The 17,553-nt window shown below is 73.3% G+C and carries 15 protein-coding genes; 7 read left to right on the forward strand and 8 right to left on the reverse strand.

From position 1 onward, the window contains the following. The first annotated feature begins 235 nt into the window (after positions 1-235). The 3 genes from AB0Q96_RS10800 to AB0Q96_RS10810 all read left to right on the forward strand — a co-directional run bounded on the left by AB0Q96_RS10800 (position 236) and on the right by AB0Q96_RS10810 (position 2,231). The gene (locus AB0Q96_RS10800) at positions 236-1,099 is read left to right on the forward strand and encodes a helix-turn-helix transcriptional regulator (RefSeq protein WP_329425889.1); all 864 of its coding nucleotides are present in this window, start codon (positions 236-238) and stop codon (positions 1,097-1,099) included. After that, the gene (locus AB0Q96_RS10805; RefSeq protein WP_015037566.1) at positions 1,100-1,336 is read left to right on the forward strand and encodes a DUF397 domain-containing protein; all 237 of its coding nucleotides are present in this window, start codon (positions 1,100-1,102) and stop codon (positions 1,334-1,336) included. It abuts the gene before it with no gap. Positions 1,337-1,412: 76 nt separating this feature from the next. After that, positions 1,413-2,231 carry an SAM-dependent methyltransferase gene (locus tag AB0Q96_RS10810; RefSeq protein ID WP_365323830.1) on the forward strand — a complete coding sequence of 273 codons (819 nt, stop codon included), beginning with the start codon at positions 1,413-1,415 and terminating at the stop codon, positions 2,229-2,231. A gap of 128 nt (positions 2,232-2,359) precedes the next feature. On the opposite strand, the gene AB0Q96_RS10815 is transcribed toward AB0Q96_RS10810, so the two are convergent. The 3 genes from AB0Q96_RS10815 to AB0Q96_RS10825 all read right to left on the reverse strand — a co-directional run bounded on the left by AB0Q96_RS10815 (position 2,360) and on the right by AB0Q96_RS10825 (position 7,572). Beyond that, the gene (locus AB0Q96_RS10815; protein ID WP_365323832.1) at positions 2,360-4,237 is read right to left on the reverse strand and encodes a M64 family metallopeptidase; all 1,878 of its coding nucleotides are present in this window, start codon (positions 4,235-4,237) and stop codon (positions 2,360-2,362) included. Positions 4,238-4,331: 94 nt separating this feature from the next. Next, positions 4,332-5,675, reverse strand: coding sequence for a 6-phospho-beta-glucosidase (locus tag AB0Q96_RS10820; RefSeq protein WP_365323834.1), 1,344 nt, complete (start codon positions 5,673-5,675; stop codon positions 4,332-4,334). A gap of 112 nt (positions 5,676-5,787) precedes the next feature. Next, on the reverse strand, positions 5,788-7,572 hold the full coding sequence (locus tag AB0Q96_RS10825; RefSeq protein WP_365323836.1) for an FAD-dependent oxidoreductase: 1,785 nt from the start codon (positions 7,570-7,572) through the stop codon (positions 5,788-5,790). A gap of 141 nt (positions 7,573-7,713) precedes the next feature. Between AB0Q96_RS10825 and AB0Q96_RS10830 the strand changes: the two genes are divergently transcribed. After that, entirely contained in the window at positions 7,714-8,154 is a 441-nt protein-coding gene (locus AB0Q96_RS10830; protein ID WP_365323838.1) for a YchJ family metal-binding protein, read from the forward strand. A 95-nt stretch (positions 8,155-8,249) separates the two neighbouring features. Here the strand turns inward: AB0Q96_RS10830 and AB0Q96_RS10835 are convergent, their stop codons facing one another. From AB0Q96_RS10835 to AB0Q96_RS10845, 3 genes are all read right to left on the reverse strand, one after another. Continuing rightward, positions 8,250-10,343: an MDR family MFS transporter gene (locus AB0Q96_RS10835; RefSeq protein ID WP_365323840.1), complete on the reverse strand. Its 2,094-nt coding sequence runs from the start codon at positions 10,341-10,343 to the stop codon at positions 8,250-8,252. Between the two features lie 265 nt (positions 10,344-10,608). Beyond that, positions 10,609-10,863, reverse strand: a complete 255-nt coding sequence (locus AB0Q96_RS10840) for a hypothetical protein (protein WP_365324066.1) — start codon at positions 10,861-10,863, stop codon at positions 10,609-10,611. Between the two features lie 260 nt (positions 10,864-11,123). Beyond that, on the reverse strand, positions 11,124-12,182 hold the full coding sequence (locus tag AB0Q96_RS10845) for an ATP-dependent DNA ligase (protein WP_365323842.1): 1,059 nt from the start codon (positions 12,180-12,182) through the stop codon (positions 11,124-11,126). Positions 12,183-12,268: 86 nt separating this feature from the next. Here AB0Q96_RS10845 and ligD point away from each other — a divergent pair, with 86 nt between their 5' ends. Together ligD and AB0Q96_RS10855 are read left to right on the forward strand one after the other, a co-directional pair. After that, a complete protein-coding gene (gene ligD / locus AB0Q96_RS10850; protein WP_365323844.1) occupies positions 12,269-13,291 on the forward strand; it encodes a non-homologous end-joining DNA ligase in 1,023 nt (340 codons plus the stop codon). A gap of 137 nt (positions 13,292-13,428) precedes the next feature. After that, positions 13,429-14,397, forward strand: a complete 969-nt coding sequence (locus tag AB0Q96_RS10855; RefSeq protein ID WP_365323846.1) for an alpha/beta hydrolase — start codon at positions 13,429-13,431, stop codon at positions 14,395-14,397. Positions 14,398-14,411: 14 nt separating this feature from the next. Here AB0Q96_RS10855 and AB0Q96_RS10860 read toward each other — a convergent pair whose 3' ends face one another. Both AB0Q96_RS10860 and AB0Q96_RS10865 read right to left on the reverse strand, forming a co-directional pair. Next, a complete protein-coding gene (locus AB0Q96_RS10860) occupies positions 14,412-15,068 on the reverse strand; it encodes a TetR/AcrR family transcriptional regulator (protein WP_365323848.1) in 657 nt (218 codons plus the stop codon). A 60-nt stretch (positions 15,069-15,128) separates the two neighbouring features. Further along, entirely contained in the window at positions 15,129-15,914 is a 786-nt protein-coding gene (locus AB0Q96_RS10865) for an IclR family transcriptional regulator (protein WP_365323850.1), read from the reverse strand. Between the two features lie 543 nt (positions 15,915-16,457). On the opposite strand from AB0Q96_RS10865, the gene AB0Q96_RS10870 reads away from it, so the two are divergent. Beyond that, positions 16,458-17,492 carry an ABC transporter substrate-binding protein gene (locus tag AB0Q96_RS10870; protein WP_365323852.1) on the forward strand — a complete coding sequence of 345 codons (1,035 nt, stop codon included), beginning with the start codon at positions 16,458-16,460 and terminating at the stop codon, positions 17,490-17,492. Positions 17,493-17,553 lie beyond the last annotated feature (61 nt).

Raw genomic sequence — 17,553 nt, forward strand, 5'->3', positions numbered from 1 at the left:
CCTGAGGAGTGCGCGTTACCAGAAGCCACGACCGGGTCCTCACAACTGTGGGCAGGGTGCCGTACACACTCCTCCGCGGCGGCGCACGGCGGCAGTGCGTACTGGTTCACCGGAATACTGTGCTCCTGACTCCGACACTTGGCAAGAGGCACTCTGAAAAATGCAGAGTGCTGTGTTCTCTCTGGCGGTGTTCGTGGCACACTCGACGAAACAGCGCGTCGGGGAGGTCTTGAGAGTGAGCGAGCCGCGGTCCGCCCCCACGGTGGGACAGGTCGTACTCGGCAGGCGTCTGCAGGATCTGCGGGAGCGGGCCGGCCTCAAGCGGGAAGAGGCCGCGAAGATCCTTCGGGTGGCTCCGGCCACGATCCGCCGCATGGAGACCGCCGAAGTCGCGCTGAAGATCCCGTACGTCCAGCTCCTGCTGAAGGCGTACGGCATCACGGACTCCGAGGCCGAGGGCTTCATCGCCCTCGCGGAGGAGGCCAACCTCCCCGGCTGGTGGCAGCGGTTCCACGACGTGCTGCCCGGCTGGTTCTCGATGTACGTCAGCCTGGAAGGGGCCGCGAGCCTCATCCGCGCGTACGAGCCCCAGTTCGTCCCCGGTCTGCTGCAGACCGAGGACTACGCCCGCGCCATCCTGCGCAGCGGGGCGGTCGGCGGCAGCAACGCCGAGGAGATCGACCGCCATGTAGCCCTCCGCATGGAGCGCCAGTCCCTGCTCACCAGGGAGGACGCGCCCAAGTTCTGGGTGATCATGGACGAGACGGTCTTCCGCCGACCGGTCGGTGACGGGCCACAGGTGATGCGCGACCAGCTCGACCGGCTGCTCGAAGCGTCCGAGCTGCCGAACGTCACCCTGCAGATCGCGGAGTTCGGCTCCGGCCACCACCCCGGTACCTACGGGCCGTTCGTCCTCTTCCGCTTCGCCATGCCCGAACTCCCGGACATGGTCTACAGCGAGTACCTGACCGGCGCGGTCTATCTCGACGCGCGTCCCGAGGTGGCCTCCCACCTCGAGGTCATGGACCGCATGGCGGCTCAGGCCGCGACTGCACAACGCACGAAGGAGGTTCTGCGGAACCTCCGCAAGGAGCTGTGAATGGATCGCATATACAACGGCATGCCCGCCGCTGAGCTCGGTGCCGAGGGATGGCACAAGCCGTGGAGCGGCGGGAACGGGGGCAACTGCGTCGAGGCCATGAAGCTGGCCGACGGCAGGGTCGCCGTGCGACAGTCCGCAGACCCTGAAGGACCCGCGCTCATCTACACCCACGGGGAGATCGCCGCCTTCATCCAGGGGGCCAAATCAGGTCAGGCTGACTTTCTGCTCACCTGACCCCTTCCGCCCCACCCCGCATATCGCGTAACTCTTGCAGTGAGCACCACCGTTGGACCCGCCGAGGAGAGAGCCGATGACCCAGGACCCCGCAGCCCCGCACGGCGCAGCGATCATCGACACCAGCAAGCCGCATCCCGCGCGGATGTACGACTGGTTCCTGGGCGGCAAGGACAACTATCCCGTCGACGAGGAGATGGCCCGCCAGCTCCTCACCGTCGACGCCCGGGGCCGGGACATGGCCCGCGTCAACCGGGCCTTCATGCACCGCGCCATCCGCTGGCTCAGCGCCGAGGGCGTACGCCAGTACCTGGACGTCGGCACCGGGATCCCGACCGAGCCCAACCTGCACCAGATCGCGCAGGGGGTCGCGCCGGACTCCCGGATCGTCTACTGCGACAACGACCCGATCGTGCTCGCGCACGCGGCCGCGCTGCTGCGCTCGACCCCCGCCGGGGCCACCGAGTACATCCAGGCGGACGCCCGCGACCCCGAACTGATCCTCGAAAGGGCCGGAAAGGTCCTTGACTTCGATCAGCCCATCGCCCTGTCCATGCTCGCGCTGCTGCACTTCGTGGGCGACGAGGACGGCGCCTACGACCTGGTCGGCAAGCTGGTCGAGAAGCTGGCCCCGGGCAGCTACCTCGTCCTCTCGCACGTCACCGGGGACTTCGACCCCGAGGGCGCGGCGAAGGCCGCCGCCATGTACAAGGCGCGCGGGCTGACCCTGCGGCCGCGCTCCCGGAACGAGCTGGCCGCCTTCTTCGACGGCCTCGACCTGGTCGAGCCGGGCGTCTCGCTCACCGCCGAGTGGCACCCGGAGCTGGGCGAGCCGGTCCAGGTCCAGGGCGACGACCCCATCCCCGGCTGGGCCGCCGTCGGCCGCAAGCGCTGACCGGCCCGTACGGAGCGCCCGGCACACGCACGACGCACACGCACGACGCACACGCACGGCGCACGACGCACACGCACGACGCACGAAGGCCCGCCGGAATCCGGCGGGCCTTCGGCCTGTCAGGGGTCCTACTTCCGCACCAGCGTCACCAGGAAGCTCCGCGCCGGGCCGACGTTCCCCGCCGCGTCGACCGTGCGGTACTCCACCGTGTGCGTGCCGTAGTCCGGCGTCGCGTCGTCCCACGGCACCGCCCGGCTGCGGCCCAGCTTGCCGTAGACCAGGTCGTCGATCACCGTGCCCGAGGGCGAGAAGCGGAACGGCGCCGAGGCGTCCGTCGGCCAGCCGTAGTACGTGTACCAGCCGTCGCCGTCCACCCGGAACTGGCTCACCACGGCCCCGTCCCGGTCGTCCCGCGCGTTCAGCCGCATCGTGAACTCGGCGTCGTAGACGTACTCGACGGGCCGCCCCGGCCGCTTCACCGTACGCAGCGGCGGCGACAGCTCGTACCCGGCGGAGGCGGCCACCGCGTCCACCGTCCAGCTCAGCCTCTCGTCCGTGCCAGGGATCCGGGCGGCCACGGTGTGGGTGCCGGGGGAGAGGCGCAGCGCGCCCAGGTCCAGATCGCGGTCGTTGCCCGGGTTCGGCACCGTCCGCCCGTCGACGGTCCAGCGCACGGCCGGGATCCGGCGCGCCGGGTGGGTGGTGTCCGCGTGCACGACGGACCGCGCGCCCACCGGGACGCCGGTCGCCGTGTGCCCGGTGAAGGCCGGCCGCACGGTGTCCTTCGGGGTGCTCAGCGCCGGGTCCACGGTCCAGGTGACGGTACGGGTCAGCGCCGCCGAGGCGCGTACCGCCGGGTCCCGGACGAACGGGGTCGGGTCGGTGACCGTCGCCGTCAGCGCGTACGTACGCCCCGGGGCCAGGTCCAGGCCGCGTAGGTCCAGGGAGCGGGCGCCGCCGGTGCGCAGCGGGCGCCCGTCGAGCCGCCAGTCGACGGCCAGTTCGCCGCCCACCGGGTGCAGCGTGTCCACCCACAGGACGCGGTCGGCGCCGACCGGTGCCGCGTTCGGCGCGTGCTCCTGGACCAGGTCCACCTTCGCGGAGATCGCCCGCACCATCACCTCGCGTTCGACCTGGTCGAAGGCGTAGCCGAGGGTCTTCATCATCGAGTGCCGGCTGGGCCGCCACACGCCCGCGGTGCTGTACAGACCGCCCTCGTGGCGGCCGATGACCCCGCCCGACTCGCTCTCCTCGCCGAGCCAGCGCCACCACTTGGCCCGCTGGTCCCGCATCTGCCGCTCCGTCAGGAGGGTGTGGTGCGCGGAGGACGGCTCGCCGTCGGTGTACGCGCCGCCGGGCACCCCGCGCCCGTAGTAGTCGTACTCGTCCTGGAGCCCGCCCAGCGAATGCCCGATCTCGTGCGGGGTGATGAGCGCGGACAGCGCGTTCCCGCCGGACGCGGTGGCGTAGCTCCCGCCCGCGCCGCCGTAGGTGGAGCTGTTCGCCAGCGCCACGATCTGCCGGTTGGCGCGGCTCGTCCCCGGGACGAGGTCGGCGAACGCCGCCGCCTTCGCGCTGTCGACGGTGAGCAGCCGCTGCACGCTGCCGGGATTGCAGCCGCCCCAGAAGCCCATGTCGAGCGCCGTGTCACGGGCGGGCGCGTCGAGCCCCGGGTCGCAGTCCACGCCCGATTCCCGCGACGGCACCTCCACCGCCCACACGTTGATGTAGGAGCGGTACGAGGCGAACGGCTCGAAGCTCCACAGCGTGCTCAGGTGCCGTTCGACGTCCGCCCGGAACTTCGGCAGCTCGGCGGCGGTGTACCCGTCGCCCATGACCACCAGGTTGAAGCGCCGGTCGGCGGGCCCGGTCGACTGGACCGGCACGACCGTCGCCCCGCCCGCCGCGGTCGCGGTCTCCGCTGCGGCCGGGCTGCCGCCGCCGGCCACGGACCCGGTGCCCACCAGGCCCGCGGCCAGCAGACAGCCCGCGGCGAACCGGGCCACCCCTCTTCGAACACCTCTGCGTCGCTGTGAAGTCATGGGGCGCGAGCCTAGGCCGCACCCCTGACCTCGTAAAGATGTTCGTCGGCCGTCCAGCTCAGTGACGCAAATACGCAAGGCCCGCGTGCTCGGCCGTGTAGCCCTCGACCAGCCGCCGGGCCACCGTCACCGAGTCGACCAGCGGATGCAGCGCGAACGCCTTCACCGCCGTCGCCCGCGAACCGCTCTCCGCCGCCGCGAGCACCTCCCGCTCGACCGCCTTCACCGCCGTCACCAGACCCACCGCGTGGTAGGGCAGCGGTTCCACCGACACCGGGTGGGCGCCGGCCGCGTCGACGAAGCAGGGCACCTCGATCACCGCGTCGGCGTCCAGGACGGACAGGGTGTGCCGGTTGCGCACGTTGAGGATCAGCGTGGCCCGCTCGTTACGGGCGATGGCCCGCATCAGCGCGAGCGCCACCTTCTCGTAGCCGCCCGACTCCAGGTCCTCCTCGTCCCGCTCGCCGACCCCGGCCGCCTCCCGGTTGTGCGCCATGTACGTCGCCTCGCGCTCGGCGAGGGTGCGGTGCCAGGCGGTCAGGGCGGGCGCGTCCGGCCGGCCCGCCTCGTCGTAGAAACCGGACTGCTGGTCCAGCAGATAGGCGCCCCGGGTCCGCTCGGCCTCCCGGTAGGCGCGCACCGCCTCCCGGTTGAAGTAGTAGTAGTGCAGGTACTCGTTGGGCACCGCGCCCAGCGAGCGCAGCCACTCGGTGCCGAAGAGCTTGCCCTCCTCGAACGAGCCGAGCAGCTGGTCGTCCTCGAAGAGGCGCGGCAGCAGGTCCTCCCCGCCGACCCGCAACCCCCGCAGCCAGCCCAGGTGGTTGAGCCCCACGTAGTCGATCCACGCCTCGCCCGGGCGCGCGCCGAGCACCCGCGCCACCCGGCGGCCGAGGCCCACGGGGGAGTCGCAGATGCCGATCACCCGGTCGCCGAGGATCCGCGACATCGCCTCGGTGACCATGCCCGCCGGGTTGGTGAAGTTGATGACCCAGGCGTCCGGGGCGAGTTCGGCGACCCGGCGCGCGATGTGCGTCACCACCGGCAGCGTCCGCAGGCCGTACGCGATGCCGCCGGCGCCCACCGTCTCCTGGCCGAGCACGCCCTCGGCCAGCGCGATCCGCTCGTCGGCGGCCCGGCCGGCGAGCCCGCCCACGCGGATCGCGGAGAAGACGAAGTCCGCTCCGCGCAGGGCCTCGTCGAGCTCCGTCGTCGCGGTCACCACCGGCGCGTCCGGCACCCCCTCGCCCTGCTCGGCGAGGACCCGGGCGATCGCCGCCAGGCGCCCCGGGTCCAGGTCGTACAGGGTCACGTGGGTGACCCGGCCCTCGGCGTGGTCGCCGAGGAGGGCGCCGTACACGAGCGGCACCCGGAATCCGCCGCCTCCGAGAATCGTCAGTTTCATGCGCGTACGCTACTCGGCCGGATGCGGCGGCCACGGGATTCGCCGCCGCCCGTCCGTTTCCGTGACCAGCCCTTGGACGCCCCGGCCGGTCGCCCCGGGAGCGCCGGGCGCCTCACCCCAGGTCGAGCGCGTTGCGCAGCCCCAGCCGGTAGCGCAGCCGGTCGTGCCGCTTGAGGCCCTCCAGCTCCGGCGGGCGGAACAGCGGCTGGACCGTGCAGCGGGCGGCGGTCGAGCCCGTGCGGTCGAGCAGCGCGTTGACGGCCTGGCGCGCGGAGGCGTTGGCGCCCTCCATGGTGGCCAGGTCGATGTCCACGGCCACGTAGTCGCCCGCCAGGTACAGGTTCGGGACCCGGGTGGCCGCCTTCGGCCGGTTGTGGAAGGTGCCGACCGGGTGCACCAGCAGCTGGTCCTCGTTGGTCGGGTTCGGGGTGCCGAGACCGTCCACGCCCGGGTCCAGGAACCAGGAGTGCAGGGTGCTGTCCTTCAGCACCGTGCGCCCCGTGTCGTTGAACGAGGCCTTCAGCTGGGCCCACACCTCCCGGGCGACCTCCGTGCGGGTGCACTGCTTCGCGGTCTTCCCGTAGAGGATGCCGGGCCGGTCCCACTCGGAGATGTCCACCGACAGGCAGTCGACGACCGTCCCGTCGCCGTAGTCGGCGGCGAAGGACCGCGACGGCCAGTGCCGGGCCTGCTGGATGGCGGTCAGCGACCAGGGCGAGTCGATGCAGTTGGCGTGGCCGGCGAGCAGCGGGGCGCTCTCGGTCAGATAGAACTGGATGCCGGTCATCCAGTCCGTCTCCAGCGCGTCGCAGCGGGCCAGCTGCGGGTCGGCCGCGCGCAGGGCGGCGCTCCAGGTGCGCCGGGCGTGCTCGACCGGCATCGCGCTGACGTAGTGGTCCGCGGTCACCCGCCGGCGGACGCCCTGCGGGTCCTCGGTCACCGCCGCCGCGATCCGCCCGGCCGTGGCGTCGTAGTCGAGCTCCCGCACGGTCCAGCCGACCCGGAACTCCACGCCCAGACCGGTCAGGTGGGTGACCCACGGGTCGATCCACGCCTCGTTGGTGGGCAGGTCGAGGATCCGGTCGAGGGGGCCGTCGGCGCCGCGCCCCAGGGCGTTGAAGGCGAAGGCCTCCAGGAGCGTGGCGACCGTGCGGGTGCTGGCCTCCTCGGCCTTGGTGGCCACGATGTTGCGGGTCAGCCCGACGGCGAGGACGCGCTGGTAGTCGTAGCTCATCCGGCCGGCCCGCAGGAACTCCCACCAGGGCGTGCGCTCCCAGGTGTCGTCGCGGCGCTCGTCGCAGCTGGTGAGGAAGACGAGGAAGCGGTCGACGAAGTACGCGGCCTCGTGCAGCGGGATCGAGCGGGCGGTGTCCAGGAGGGCGGTCAGCGCCCGGTGGATCTCGTCGAGGGTGAGCTCGGCCGGCCGGTGGCCGGGCCAGGGCAGCGGGATGCGCAGGTCCTCGCGGCCGGTCCGGGCGAAGGACATCTCGGCCGGGGCCACGAGGTTGTCCCACACGCCGTTGGCGTTGCCGGGGAACGGGATGCGCCGCATCGTGTCGGGCAGGTTGTGGTAGATGCCCGGGATGAAGCGGAAGCCGTGCTCGGCCGGTAGCGCTCGCCGCCCGCCGCGGGCGCTCTCCGGCACGTCCATGGAGCGCGCCTTGCCGCCCAGCGCCCGGCGCTCGTAGACGGTGACGCGGTAGCCGCGTTCGGCGAGTTCGTGGGCCGCGGTCAGCCCCGCGACCCCGCCGCCGAGGACGGCGACGGAGGGTGCCTCCGCCGTCCCGGCCGCGACCGCCGGCCGGGCGTCGAAGGCGACGCCTCCGGCCGCGACCGCTCCGGTGACGGCGGCCGCTCCCGCCACGAATCCGCGCCGTGAGGTGCCCGTACGCTCCATGCCCCACCCCTTTACCGCCGGTAACAGTCCGGTCCGGCGCAGGAGCATAGGGGCGCCCGCCGGACACCGGAAGCACCGCGCCCCGTCCCGCCCCGCACATGGCGCGATCCCGACCCCGCATCCGCACGAGACAATGACCGCATGTCCCGACGCAACGCCCGCACCAAGCCCGCCCGTCCCGCCGCCCCCGCCCTCACGCCGGACGCGCCCTGCCCCTGCGGCCTCGACGCCGCGTACGGCGCGTGCTGCGGGCGCTTCCACGCCGGACCGGCCGGCGCGCCCACCGCCGCACTGCTCATGCGCTCCCGCTACAGCGCCTTCGTCGCCCGCGACGAGGCGTACCTGCTGCGCACCTGGGCGCCGCGCACCCGGCCCGCGGACGTCGACTTCGACCCGGCGCTGCGCTGGACCGGCCTCGACATCGAGGAGACCGGCGACGGCACCGCCTTCCACCAGCACGGCACCGTCACCTTCCGGGCCCACTACCGCCAGGGCGGCGCGGCGGGCGAACTCCACGAGCGGAGCCGGTTCGAGCGGCACGAGGGGGCGTGGGTGTACGTGGACGGGGAGTTCCTGGACTGATCGGAGCGGTCGGACCGGAGCGCCCGCCGGCTCACGCCGCGTCGCCTGGGCTCATCCCGCCCCAGCTAGGCTCACCCGCCTCGGCTCACCGCACCTCATCGCGCCGGGGCGCCCACCGCCGCCGGCTCCCGCTGCGGCAGTCCCTGCGCCAGGTCCTCCGCGATCAGCTTCTTCGCGATGGCGTCCGTCGCGGCCCGCAGCTCCGGGCCGCTGGGGCGGCCGCGCTCCTGCTCCACCCGGTCGCTCAGCCAGTCGCCCCACGCCCGGGTGATGACCTCCGCCTCCCGCTTCCCGGCGGAGGTGTGGGAGAGCAGGTTGCCGTCCCGGGTGAGGAAGCCCTCGTCGACCATGCGGTCGAAGACCGGGAGCAGCACCTCCGGCGGCACGCGGCGGCCGGCCGAGACCAGACCGAGGCTCGCGTGCCCGACCACCCGGGTGTAGAGCTCCACCTGCATGACCGCCCACGCGCCGGCCATGTCGAGCCGGGTGTCGGAGCCGTCGATGATCCGCCGCGCGGTGTCCAGGTCGGTCTTGCGGATGATCCGCCCGACGGACAGCTCCAGGTACGTGGCCGAGTCGCCGCCGCCGGTGGGGGAGGCGAAGCCCTCGCCCATGTCGGGGGCCGAGGCGCGGGCCGTGTCGCGCAGCGTCACCTGCTTGAGGAAGAGCGCCACGACGAAGCCGACGGCCGCCACCGGCACCGTCCACAGGAAGACCGTGTGCAGGGTGTCCGCGTAGGCCTGCACGATCGGCTCCGCCACCGCGTCCGGCAGTCCGTGCACGCCCGCCGGGCTCTGCGCGGCCTTGGCGACGGACGCCGGGTCCAGCCCGAGACCCGAGGCGATCGCCGCGGCCTCGGCGGTGCCCTCGGTGAGGTTGGGCTTGAGGGAGTTGGCGTAGATGGTGCCGAAGACGGCCGTGCCGAAGGAGCTGCCCAGGGTACGGAAGAAGGTGACGCCCGAGGTGGCGGTGCCCAGGTCCGCGTAGTCGACGGTGTTCTGCACGGCGATGGTGAGCACCTGCATGCACAGGCCGATGCCGACGCCGAGGACGAACATGTACAGGGACGCCAGCCAGGTGCTGGTGCCGGGCTCCATGAGGGAGAGCAGGTACAGGCCCAGGCCCATCACGAGGCAGCCCACGATGGGGAAGGTCCGGTAGTGGCCGGTCTTGCTGACGACGTTGCCGCTGAAGACGGACGCGATGAGCAGACCGACGACCATGGGCAGGGTGCGGATGCCGGAGATCGTCGCCGAGTCCCCGTCGACGTACTGCAGATAGGTCGGCAGGAAGGTCATCGCGCCGAGCATCGCGAAGCCGACGACGAAGCTGAGCACCGAGCAGACGGTGAAGACCGGATTGCGGAAGAGCCGCATGGGCAGCATCGGTTCGGCCGCGCGGGTCTCCACCCAGCAGAACAGGCCGAGGGCGAGCAGACCGCCGGCGAACAGCCCGATGATGACGCCCGAGCTCCACGCGTACTCGTTGCCGCCCCAACTGGTGGCCAGGATCAGGGCGCTGGACCCGGCGGCGACGAGCGCGATGCCCGCGTAGTCGATGACCGGACGGCTCACGGAGCGGACGGAGGGGATGGTGCGGGCGGCGGCGATGACGACCAGGATCGCGATCGGCACGTTGACGTAGAACGCCCAGCGCCAGGTGAGGTGGTCGGTGAACAGGCCGCCGAGGAGCGGCCCGATGACGGTCGACACGCCGAACACCGCGCCGATGGCGCCCTGGTACTTGCCGCGCTCGCGCAGCGGGATGACGTCGGCGATCAGCGCCATCGAGGTGACCATGAGCCCGCCGGCGCCGATACCCTGGAGACCGCGCCAGACGATCAGCAGGGTCATGTTGGTGGCGAGACCGCACAGGAACGAGCCCGTGATGAAGATGATCGCGGAGATCTGGAAGATCACCTTGCGGCCGAAGAGATCGCCGAACTTGCCGACCAGCACGGTCGCGACCGTCTCGGCCAGCAGGTACGCGGTGACCACCCAGGACATGTGGGCGGCACCGCCGAGATCCGAGACGATCGTCGGCAGGGCGGTGCCCACGATCGTCTGGTCCAGGGCGGCCAGGAGCACGCCGAGCATGATCGTGCCGAAGACGATGTTGCGGCGACGGCGGTCGAGCACGGGCGGCTCGCTGGTCCGGGGCGCGGGAGCGGCTTCGCTGGTGGTGGTCACTCTCGCAGCCTCACACCGGCTGCGGTGTCCCGCATGGGGAGTACACCCGAACCGGTGCGGCACCGGGGCCGCACCCCGAACGGCCGAGCGGCGCGGGGCGGTGTCCGGCGCGGGCGCCCCCGGGGTCAGAGCCCGGCGGCGATCGGCGTCCCCGTGGTCGGTGCCGGAGCGGCCTTGGGTGCCTCAGCGGTCAGTGTCCCAGCCGTCAGTGTCCCTGCGGTCAGTGTCCCAGCCGTCAGTGTCCCTGCGGTCAGTGACCCGGCCGTCAGTGTCCGGGCCGCACCGGCAGCTGCGGGTGGTGCTTGGCCAGCACCTTGTTGGCCCGGGCGAGCGCGGCCAGCGCGTGCTCGCGGTCGGCGCGGTCCTCCGCGCAGAGCGGGCCCCGGAAGCGGTACACCTCGCGCGCGGCGCAGTCGGCGTCGACCTCGGCCTGGAGCACGTCCAGCGGCAGGCAGGACCCGATCAGCGCGGCGACGCTGTCGGGGATCGGGACGGGTACGAGCGGCGAGGGCGACGCGATCACGGGCAGTCCTTGTGGGTCTGTCGGGCGGGAGAGGTTCTCCCCTCCATACGTACCGGATCGCGGTGGCGGTTCGACGACGGGCCCGTCACCGCACGGCAACGCGCCCGCGCCGGATGCGGCGTGCCGTACGGAGCGGACGGCCGGCCCGGCCCGCGTTCCCGCAGGTGCGCGCGGGTCCGCGCGCCGGAGCGTCCGTCAGCGCGCCGAACGCCGATCTGGCGGAAGGGAGTTGCGGCACCCCCGGAGTGTGGGGCATCTCACCCCAGGATCGCGTTCAGATCGTACGAGACCGGCTCCTCCAGCTGCCCGTACCCGCAGGACTCCGGGGTACGGTCCGGGCGCCAGCGCTTGAACTGCGCGGTGTGCCGGAACCGGTCGCCCTCCATGTGGTCGTACCCCACCTCGCAGACCCGCTCCGGGCGCAGCGCCACCCAGGACAGGTCCTTCTTGCCGGACCAGCGGCTCGGCGCACCCGGCAGCCGGGCCCCCTCGTGCGCCGACTCGTCCGTCCATGCCGCCCACGGATGCCCGTCGGGCGGGTCCATCCGCAGCGGCTCCAGCTCCTCGACCAGCTCCGCGCGCCGCTTCGCGGTGAACGCCGCGCAGACGCCCACGTGCTGGAGGGCGCCCCCGGCGTCGTGGAGGCCCAGCAGCAGCGAGCCGACCACCGGGCCGCTCTTGTGGAGGCGGTACCCGGCCACGACCACGTCGGCCGTGCGCTCGTGCTTGATCTTGTACATCAGCCGGGCGTCCGGCCGGTACAGCAGATCGAGGGGTTTGGCGATCACACCGTCCAGACCGGCGCCCTCGTACTGCTCGAACCAGCGCGCCGCGAGCTCCGGGTCCCGGGTGGCGGGCGCGAGATGGACCGGGGCGTCGACGCCGGCCAGGGCGCGTTCGAGGGCGGCCCGGCGCTCGGCGAGCGGGGTGTCGAGGAAGGAGTCGTCGCCCAGGGCGAGCAGGTCGAAGGCGATGAAGCGGGCCGGGGTGGTCTCCGCGAGCATCCGCACCCGCGAGGCCGCCGGGTGGATCCGTTCGCTGAGCCGGTCGAAGTCGAGCCGCCCGCCGTGCTCGACGACGATCTCCCCGTCCACCACGCAACGCTCGGGGAGCCGGGCGAGCAGGGCCTCGACGAGCTCCGGGAAGTAGCGGGTCAGCGGCTTGCCCGTACGGCTGCCGAGGAACAGCTCCGGCCCGTCCCGGTGCACCAGGGCGCGGAAGCCGTCCCACTTGGCCTCGTACTGCATCCCCGGCGGGATCTTCTTCACCGCCTTCGCCAGCATCGGCTTCAGGGGCGGCATCACCGGCAGGTCCATGCGGCGATTCTAGAGACGATCCGGGGCGATCCGTGTCATTAAGTGCCGATATGCGGCTTACGGGTGTCCCGCCTAGGCTGGCCGCCATGGCAGGCAAGGCGGACGCGGTGGAGCTCGAGGTCGGCGACCGGACCGTGCGGGTGTCCCATCCGGACAAGGTGTACTTTCCCGAGCCCGGCTACACGAAGCTGGACATGGTCCGCTACTACCTCGCGGTCGGCGACGGCATCACCCGCGCCCTGCGGGACCGGCCCACCACGCTGGAGCGCTACCCGGACGGCGTGACGGGGGAGTCCTTCTTCCAGAAGCGGGCGCCCAAGTACCTCCCGGAGTGGATCCCGACGGCCCACATCACCTTCCCCAGCGGGCGCTCGGCCGACGAGATGTGCCCGACCGAGCCCGCCGCCGTGCTGTGGGCGGCCAACCAGGGGGCCGTCACCTTCCACCCCTGGCCGGTGCGCAGGGAGGACACCGACCACCCGGACGAACTGCGCATCGACCTCGACCCCCAGCCCGGCACCGACTACGCGGACGCCGTCCGCGCGGCCCACGAGCTGCGCGCCGTCCTCGACGAGCACGGGCTGCGCGGCTGGCCGAAGACCTCCGGCGGGCGCGGGCTGCACGTCTTCGTGCCGATCCGGCCGGAATGGACGTTCACACAGGTCAGGCGGGCCGCAATCGCCTGCGGCCGGCAGCTGGAGCGGCGGATGCCGGACCAGGTCACGATCAAGTGGTGGAAGGAGGAGCGCGGCGAGCGCATCTTCGTGGACTACAACCAGACCGCCCGCGACCGCACCATCGCCTCCGCGTACTCCGTCCGCCCCCGCCCGCACGCCCCCGTCTCCGCGCCCCTGCGCTGGGAGGAGATCGACGACGCGGTGCCGCGCGACTTCGACATCCGCACCATGCCCGAGCGGTACGCCGAACTCGGCGACGTGCACGCGGACATGGACGCCGAGCGCTTCAGCCTGGAACCGCTCCTGGAGCTCGCCCGCCGGGACGAGGCGGACCACGGCCTGGGCGACCTGCCGTATCCGCCGGAGTACCCGAAGATGCCGGGCGAGCCGAAACGGGTCCAGCCGAGCCGGGCGAAGAAGGAGCCCGAGTAGGGGCGTGAGGGGAGGCGGGAGCCGCGCCCGGTGCGGCGGCCCCGCCTCCCCCTCTTTCGCACCCAGAAACTAAACGAACGATCGTGCTAGCATTTTTGCTGTCGAGGGCGCGCGAGAACCGATCGAGGAGAACCGGCATGCATGCCATGGCCCTGCTGGCCCGCACCACACTGAACGCCACCGCGTACGTCGCCCCGGGACCGACCGGACGGGCCGTCTTCCACCTCTTCGTCCGCCCCCTCGGGCGGCCCCGCGTCAAGCCGGCCGAGGAGCCACTGATGGGCTCCGCCCGGGTCGACCGGATCCGGGTCGGGCGCAAGGAGGCCGTCACGTACGTCTGGGGCGACGGCGAGCGCCCGGTCCTGCTCGTGCACGGCTGGACCTCGCGCGCCTCGCGGCTCGCCGCCTTCGCCGAGGCGCTGCTCGCCCGCGGCTACAGCCCGATCGCCTTCGACGCCCCCGGCAGCGGGGAAGCCGCCGGCCGGGCGAGCAACATCCTCGACTACCGCGCGATCATCCGCGAACTGCACTCCCGGCACGGCGACTTCGACGCCGTCGTGGCACACTCCTTCGGCGCCCTCGCCTCGCTCTTCGCGCTCCGCGACGGCGTCCGGACGAAGCGGTTCGTCGGCATCGCGGGGGTCGGGTCCTTCGGCCTGCTCACCGCGTCCTTCCAGGCCATGACCGGCTTCGGCGAGCGCGCGCTCGCCACGATGCGCCGGCACGTCGAGCGGCGGCTGGCCCCCGAAGAGCCCGGCGTCTGGGGCCACTTCGACGCCTCGTGGCGGCCCGAGGACCTCGGCGCCCCGCTCCTGCTGATCCATGACGAGACGGACGACATGGTGCCGCTCGCCCACGCCCACGCCCTCCGGGACGCGCACGGCGACCGCGCCCGGCTCGTGGTCACCCAGGGCCTCGGCCACCGCCGCGTCCTGATCGACCCTCAGGTCGTCGCACAGGTGGTGGAGTTCGTCGCCGGAGACACCGGTGAGCCCGGTGAGTCCGGCGCACCCGTCGGGCCCGGTGCGACCCAGGCGCCCGGCGTGTCCGGTGCGCGCGATCGTGCGGTCCCGCCCGCCGTGACGGCGGAGGCCGGCTCCCGCTGACCTCCCGCCGGGGGTCAGACCCCGGCGGCGTCGATCTCGTCCCGTGCCCCGTCCGTCGCCTCGGCCCGCAGGCGGCGGACGATGCCGCGTGCGGCCCGCTCGTACGCGGAGGGGTCGGAGAGCAGGACGGACTGGGCGTTGGCCGACTCCATCAGGGCGATGATCTCGAAGGCGAGCTGCGGGGCGTCGACGTCCTCGACGAGACCGCCGGCCTGCTGGGCCTCCTCGACCGTCCCCTCCACATAGGTGATCCAGTCCTGCCGGGCCCGCGCGATCGCGTCGTGCACCGGGCCCGTACGGGCGTCGAACTCGGCGGAGACCGCGTAGAAGAAGCAGCCACCGGCGAAGACCCGCTCCGCGGAGTAGGCGAGCCAGTTGCGGCACAGCGCCCAGACCCTGCCGGGGCCGGGCGGGAGCTCGGCCAGCGGGGTCACGACCCGGCGGGCGAAGACGGCGGCGGCCGCCCGTACCGTCGCCAGCTGGAGCTCCTCCTTGGAGCCGAACAGGGCGAAGACGCCGCTCTTGCTCAGCTTCAGCTCGGTCGCGAGCCGCCCGAGCGACAGGCCCTCCAGGCCCTCGACCGAGGCGATGTCCATCGTGCGGCCCAGCACGAGCCGCCGGGTCTGGTTGCCGCGCTCGACGCGCCCGTCGGTGCTGGTGCTGCCGCTCATGCCCCCATCGTACTGAACGCACGATCGTGCGGACACTCTGTGCGTGCCCTCGTGCGGGGGCTACGCCTCCGGCGCGCGCCGCTCGCCCGGTGCGAGCAGCAGCACCTCCAGGGCGCGGGCACAGGCCCGCGCCTGCGCCAGGAACCAGTCGAGCCGCTCGTCGGTGATCAGCGAAGGCGTCGCCCGCACCGCGAGCGCGAAGCGCGCGTGACCGGCCCGCTCCAGGACCGGTACCGCGACCGTCCGCACCCCGAGCGCCGACTCGCCGTCGTTGAGGGCGTAGCCCTGCTCCCGGACGCGTGTCAACTCGCCCGCGAGGGCCACGGGTTCGACGATGGTCCGCTCGGTGAACGCGTACAGCGGAGGCAGCGCCCGCGGCACGCCCTCGCCCACCCGCGGCCAGGCGAGCAGCACTTTGCCGAGCGCCGTCGAGTGGAGCGGCCGGCGCAGCCCCACCTTCGGCGTGACCGAACCGCCCGCCACGATCACCGCGTACGCGCCGCTGCGCAGCGCCAGGTCGGCCGTGGCGCCGGTGCGCGCGGCCAGGTCGCCCAGCTCCGGCGCGGCCAGGTGCAGCCCGCGCTGGTGGTAGGAGAGCCGGCCCAGCTCGGTGACGGCCGGGCCGAGCCGGTAGCGGGCCGTGCGCGCGTCCTGCTCCAGGAAACCGGCCCCCAGCAGTGTCCTGGCCAGCCGGTGCGCGGTCGACGTCGACAGGCCGAGCCGGCGCGCCAGGTCCGAGGCGCTGAGGTCGGGCCCGTTGTCGTGGAAGCAGTGCAGGACGTCCAGGGCCCGGCGCACCGCCTGGGCCCCGGCCGGTGCGCGGACCGGGCCGGCCTCGGTGGTCATATGTGGTTCGCTCCCCCTCGCCGAATGCTCTGAACGCGCTCCCACGCTCCCACATGGCGGGAGCCGAAGCAGCATCGAGACCAGGTCGGAAACATGCCGTTCATGTGCAATCCCACATCGTGGGAGGCGAGTTGAACGCGGCGGAACGTCCATGGCAAGGTTCCGGCCAACGCCGCCGCGACGCACCGCGGCGCCGACCCGGACCAGCAGCGGAACGAGCACGGAAGGGAGCAGGCCGCCATGACCGCACGCCGACGCGCCGTAGCGCCCGCTCCCGCGGCCCTCACCCGCCGCCGTCACATCGACCTGGCCCGCGCCACCGCCGCCGCCTGTCGCTGACCCCACCGCCGCCCCGGCGGTGGTCCGGGCCTCCCGGAGCGGATCGCGACCGCTCCGCACGGGCCGGTTCCGCACGCTCGCCTCCCACGGTGCCCGCCCGGTCCGCGTCGCTCTCCTCACGGCCCCGTCGGCCGAGACCCCGTCCGGCGTCCCCGTCCGGCGTCCGCCTCCTCCGCCACGCCTCCTCCTCTCCCGGAAGTCCCCATGACGACTGCCCGCGTGCCCGACACGCTCTGGTTCACCCGCTGCCCCGTGCCCACCGCCACCGGCATCGCCGCCGACCGCGGCTGGCTCGCCGAGGCCTTCGCGCCCGACGGCATCGCCGTACGCTCGCTCCAGGACGCCGAACCCGGCGCCGACCGCGCCGCCCACTACACCCACGCCCTGCCCGGTCTCTTCCGCGAGGGCGGTAACGTCCCCGCCCTGTGGGCCCGTTCGCGCGGCGAACGCACCCGGCTGATCGGGCTCACCTGGATCGAGGAACGCCAGGCCGTCCTGGTCGCCCCCGGCTCGCCGGTGCGCTCGGCCGCCGACCTGCGCGGCCGCCGGCTCGCCCTGCCACGGCACCCCATCGCCATCGACTTCTGGCGGGCGATGGCCCTGCGCGGGTTCGAGGGGGCACTCGCCTCCGCCGGGCACGGCCTGCCGGACGCCGTCCTCGTCGACGTGGACGCCGAGGGCCACCGCGGCCAGTGGGCCGCCGAGCTGGCCGCCCTGCGCCGGGGCGAGGTGGACGCGGTGTACGTGAAGGGCGCACTGGCCGTCGAGGCCGCCCGCCGGGCCGGGGCCGAGGTGGCCGTCGAGCTCGACGAGCTCCCCGACCCGGCGCACCGCGTCAACAACGGCACCCCGCGTCCCCTCACCGTCCACCAGGACCTCCTCGACCGCAGCCCGGAGCTGGTCGACCGCTTCCTCGCCGTCCTGCTCCGCGCGGCCGACTGGGCGGCGGACGAGCCCGATGAGGTGGCCCGCATCCTCGGTGCCGAGACCGGGGCCGGACCCGAGGGCGTCGCCGGGGCCTACCGCGGTGGCACCCACCGCACCCTGCACCCCGACCTCTCCACGACCCGGCTCGACCTGCTCGCCCGGCAGTCGGCGGCCCTGCGCGCCCACGGCTTCCTGGCCGGGGCCGTGGACGTACGGGAATGGGCCGACCCCGAGCCGCTGCGCCGCGCCCGGCTCCTGGCCGGCGCACCGGCACCCGAGCCCGTGCCCGCACCGAGGGCGGGGCGCCCGTGAACCCCGGCTCCGCGCAGGCTCCCGTGAACGCCCCGACCACCGCCCGCCCGCCCGTGTACCG

It is taken from the genome of Streptomyces sp. NPDC093111 (genome assembly GCF_040683955.1).
Taxonomy (GTDB): Bacteria; Actinomycetota; Actinomycetes; order Streptomycetales; family Streptomycetaceae; genus Streptomyces.